At 49.5% G+C, this 4112-nt stretch carries 6 protein-coding genes; 2 read left to right on the forward strand and 4 right to left on the reverse strand.

Going from position 1 to position 4112, the window contains the following annotated elements; genetic code table 11:
• From FDW94_RS05590 to FDW94_RS05600, 4 genes are all read right to left on the reverse strand, one after another.
• Positions 1–1938 (reverse strand): RecE family exodeoxyribonuclease (locus tag FDW94_RS05590; RefSeq protein WP_249358316.1); only part of this gene is annotated, 1938 nt, incomplete at its 3' end.
• 139 nt (positions 1939–2077) lie between these two features.
• Entirely contained in the window at positions 2078–2239 is a 162-nt protein-coding gene (locus FDW94_RS23515; protein ID WP_170974221.1) for a YdaE family protein, read from the reverse strand.
• A gap of 11 nt (positions 2240–2250) precedes the next feature.
• A complete protein-coding gene (locus FDW94_RS05595) occupies positions 2251–2457 on the reverse strand; it encodes a hypothetical protein (RefSeq protein WP_016156718.1) in 207 nt (68 codons plus the stop codon).
• A gap of 292 nt (positions 2458–2749) precedes the next feature.
• The gene (locus tag FDW94_RS05600; protein ID WP_029139499.1) at positions 2750–3163 is read right to left on the reverse strand and encodes a helix-turn-helix domain-containing protein; all 414 of its coding nucleotides are present in this window, start codon (positions 3161–3163) and stop codon (positions 2750–2752) included.
• Between the two features lie 111 nt (positions 3164–3274).
• Here FDW94_RS05600 and FDW94_RS05605 point away from each other — a divergent pair, with 111 nt between their 5' ends.
• Positions 3275–3496, forward strand: a complete 222-nt coding sequence (locus tag FDW94_RS05605; RefSeq protein WP_019076542.1) for a YdaS family helix-turn-helix protein — start codon at positions 3275–3277, stop codon at positions 3494–3496.
• Between the two features lie 11 nt (positions 3497–3507).
• Entirely contained in the window at positions 3508–4047 is a 540-nt protein-coding gene (locus FDW94_RS05610) for a toxin YdaT domain-containing protein (RefSeq protein WP_137377261.1), read from the forward strand.
• The last annotated feature ends 65 nt before the right edge of the window (positions 4048–4112 follow it).

Here is a 4112-nt window from a genome sequence, read left to right on the forward strand (position 1 = left end):
TGGCACCTGAGCAGGCAGGGTGGCGTTGTATTCTTCCAGCAACGCTTTGATGTCGTCGGCGCTCAATTGCGCTGGCAGGCTGGCGTTGTACTCATCGATAAACGCGCGGATTGTTGCCGTTGTAGTGAACGCGCCTTCCGGGATCACCGGTTCAACGCTGAACTCTTCATCAAGCTGCTCTGGCTGCAACGCAAGGCCGTGCACCAGGTTGCCCATGTCCAGTACCGGAGAACGCTCTTTGACGATGGTCTTGGCGACGTGGCGCGCATTGAAGTACATCAGCGACACACGCGCATCTTTCACCTGAGTTGAGCTGATACCGTTGGCCGCGTGATAAACCTTGTTCGGCAGACTTTCATAGCGACCCGGCTCGAAGTAAGCGGGGTAAACAACAGCTGGTTCGTCAGATTGCGCTTCGGGTTCGGTTTGTGCCAAAACTGGTTCGGTTTGGTTTACAGAATCGCTATTTTGGGGGACAGAATTTGTATTCTGGTTTACATCGGCTTGCTGGCTGGTATGTGACTCTTCACCAGTTTCCACACTGCTCTTGCCTGTATGCAGCGCATCACCAGCCTGTTTTTCATCACTGACAGTTTCTTCCATCTGCACATCGGCGGCGTCCTCATTTTCCGTTTTATCTTCCTCATTTGAGGCGGCGTTGTAGCTTTCATGAACCCACTTCGGATCGTTCGGGTCACTAATGCCTTCAACGAAGTCACCGCGCGAAACCGCAAGAATTTTGTTTACCTCTTCAGCCGTTACTTTTTCCTGTTTCATCGGTACAGGCATAGACGAACGACCGCAGGCTATATCAACGAGCAGTGGATCTGGATTAGAGTGGTCAGTTTCTGTCAGTACCCTATTCAAATATTCCTGATGTTTGACGGGATCTTCATGAAGTCCTTCAGGTGTAGTTTTTACTGTTGCGATAATGCAGGCACGTGAATAATCCAGGCTACCAGGCATTGAAACGAATCTCTCTCGAGTAGCCAGCCATTCAGGATCGTCCATCTTATTCATGATGGAGTTTGCCTGTAGTTCTATATCCAGAGGGACGTTGTAAATATCAAATTCGCGGTCACGGGCACGTAACGCCAGAGCAATTTCATGCTCCAGCCCGAGAATGGTTTGCGGGAATTTGCGGTCAGAGGCAATGCCGCCACCGGCGTTCGCACCAGAAGGTGTGCGATTAATGGTTGTTACACGATTACCTTTGCTCCACTCTTTAACCAGTAGGCCGCGATCGATGTAATCTGTATTGAACCACACCGTCAGGAATTGAATAACGGTTGCCAGTTCTGGTTTTTTCCCGTCGATAGGGAATGCTTTCTTAACTGCATTCACAACTTTATGAATATCGTGCTCAATGGCTTTTTTGAATGCTTCCACATTCTCAGCAGCCAGCAGCAGATTCTGGACGTACGCGTCATCAGTGTCCATCTCAAGGCGGACAATCTCATTTTTCTGCCCGGCGTCGACGTGATAGAGATATTCACCTTCACCGATGAACTGAGCCAGTACGCGCTGGCGGAATGGCAGGGTGGCAACAACTACCAGGTTCGGTTGCTCTGTCTGCTGAGATTGCTCTTCAGTGCCGACTTCACCATCAACGACATTGTTATCTGTCTGGTGGTTTTCTTCCTGCGCCGCATCATCAGCTTTCAATTTCACATTCCAGGTGCGCTGGTCTTCGGCAAGTTCGTAGCGATCACACCAGGTGAAATCAACTTCGCCTTCTTCTGGCAGGTCGTTGTACACCGGGAAATCAGTGCGGATCGGTTTGGCGTAGTCCTTACCACGGCCGGTTTCGATGCCAGCATCTTCCAGTGCAACATCCAGCTGCAGGTTGGCGCGAGCCTCGGTTTTCGCAGTGAACCAGACCACTGCATCTTGCTTTCCGGATTTCTGAGTGGCTTTAACCACATAAAAGAATTCCATGTGAGATCCTCATTTTTGGGTGTTAGAATCCCCGAGCCATTGATAGCGCCCATTGGGTTAACTTTGGTTTTAATGTTGTTTCCGGTGTAACTTTGGTCGGTACCACCGGACGTAGATCCCGCCTTGCGCGGGTTTTACGTTAGCCTTCGTGAGCCATCTGGTCGTGCGAAGCGCAACGCCTGGAACAGTACTCTTTCTCTTTGCGCGCCAGCAGTGAGCCGTTGCGATAGATAAGGGTGCTTTTGATTACTTCCTCCGGTTTAACCGGCTTGCTGCAGTAACCGCATTTTTTGTCTTGCATGACACTCTCCGTTAATGGCTGAGGCCATTCCCCAGACCGTTCAGATAAACTTCAACCAGCAAATCCCTGGTGTAAGTCATCTCAACGCCGCGATGCAGATACAAACGACCACGAGCATTAGCTGATGCCGTCCAGGTTGAATCCTTGTGTTTGACGAGCATTCCAGGCTGAACTGCGCCGCGGTTTACCGTCTGTGTACCGTAGTGCTGATGAACCATGATGTTCTCCAGTTTTCTGAGTGAACTTCGCTGGTGGTGCCGTGATGCTGATCTTCACAGTTGAGCGTTTTAACTCTGCAGTTCACCACCGCGAAGCCCACTTCTCTGTTTTGCCCTTGTCGCCAGGCTGGCGGAACATTTCTTGAACCTGACAACGATGCGCTTGTTGTCGATAAACATAATACTGCAACATAAAGTTTCATGTGTAAAGGGGTTAGAAAGTAAAACTTTCGAGTAGGGGCAAAAAAAAGCGCCTTGGATAGGCGCTGAATTGTTTGGTTGCAATCCTAAGCTATGGCTTAGAGCTGTTGATGATGTCGTAAACGTCGTTTTTTAAAAGCTCAATTTCATGAAGAACTGCTTTAGTGTGAAGAATAAGGCGAAGCTTTTCAGCCTCAGGAAGCTGATTAAAAAGCGTAAGTAGTGCCTGTTCTTTCTCATCAAGTTTTACGGGAGATAGACCATCTTCATGAGCAGCTACGCTTTCTTGTTCTGAGTCCATAAAGAACCAATGCTCAGGTTTCCCCGTTACGGCAGCAAGCCTCTTTAACCGTTCTCCACTGGCTACGTTCCTTCCCTTTGCCCAATTTTGAACAGCAGTATGCGAAAGCATGACTTTTTTGGCGAGGTCAGATTTCGTCCAGCCATTTTCAGCCATAACTTGTTGAATTCTTCTAGCGAAGGTTGGGAAAGTTTTCTCATTCATACGCACATTTTACAACCTAAGGTTTCAAACAGCATTAAAACAATATCTTTCGCGATGTTGAAACATAAACTTTCGTCATGTATGCTTCGATCCATCATTGAAGGAGAACACATGAACAAAGAAACCCAAGAAAAAATAAGCAAAGCGGCATCGCGGACTCGTATTGGTAAGCACTTTGGTATTAGCAGCCAAGCTGTTGGCAAATGGATCTATGCGAACGGGGTGCCACAAAAGCGGATTATTCCTCTGTGTCAGTTCCTCAACTGGCAAGTGACCCCACATGAAATCGATCCGAGTGCATATCCAAACCCAACAGATGGTTTACCACGTTAGGAGGCTTAACCATGCAGACACTTACTTATCAGAATGATAGCGACATTACTCAAGGGGTAATGATAAATCGCGCTCAAGCGCGCAGGGGGCCGAGCCATGAAGATATTCGTGACGCGGTTCGCTCCTGGGCTGGCACTGATGGTCAGGACGTAGTTACTGCTCTGATCATCGAAGAGTACCAGGCGCAGGGTGGTGACGACATCACATTCCCTGACGATCTCTGCCGAAAGCGCCAGAAACTTTTCCGCTTCCTGGACAACCATTTCAACAGCGAGCGGTACCGCGAGAACGTTCGCCAACTGACTCCCGCAATCCTCGCAGTTCTGCCGATTGTGTACCGCAGTCGCCTGCTGCCAGAAGACAACATCATGGCTCGCCTGGCGCGTATGGAGAAGGAAACCAGCGAAGCGAAGATTGCTGTCGCGATGAATGCTCCACGTCATCAGAAGCTGAAAGAGCTGAGTGAGGGGATCGTGGAGATGTACCGCGTTGACCCTGGCTTAACCGGTCCGCTGATGGAGATGGTGCAGTTGATGCTGGGGGTTGTATGACGGGTTCAAAAATGGCGAAAGCCGCGGTGCGCGAACACCAACGGCCTTCAGGTGCAAAAACGGGA

The organism is Citrobacter sp. wls757 (genome assembly GCF_005280935.1).
Classification (GTDB): Bacteria; Pseudomonadota; Gammaproteobacteria; order Enterobacterales; family Enterobacteriaceae; genus Citrobacter; species Citrobacter portucalensis.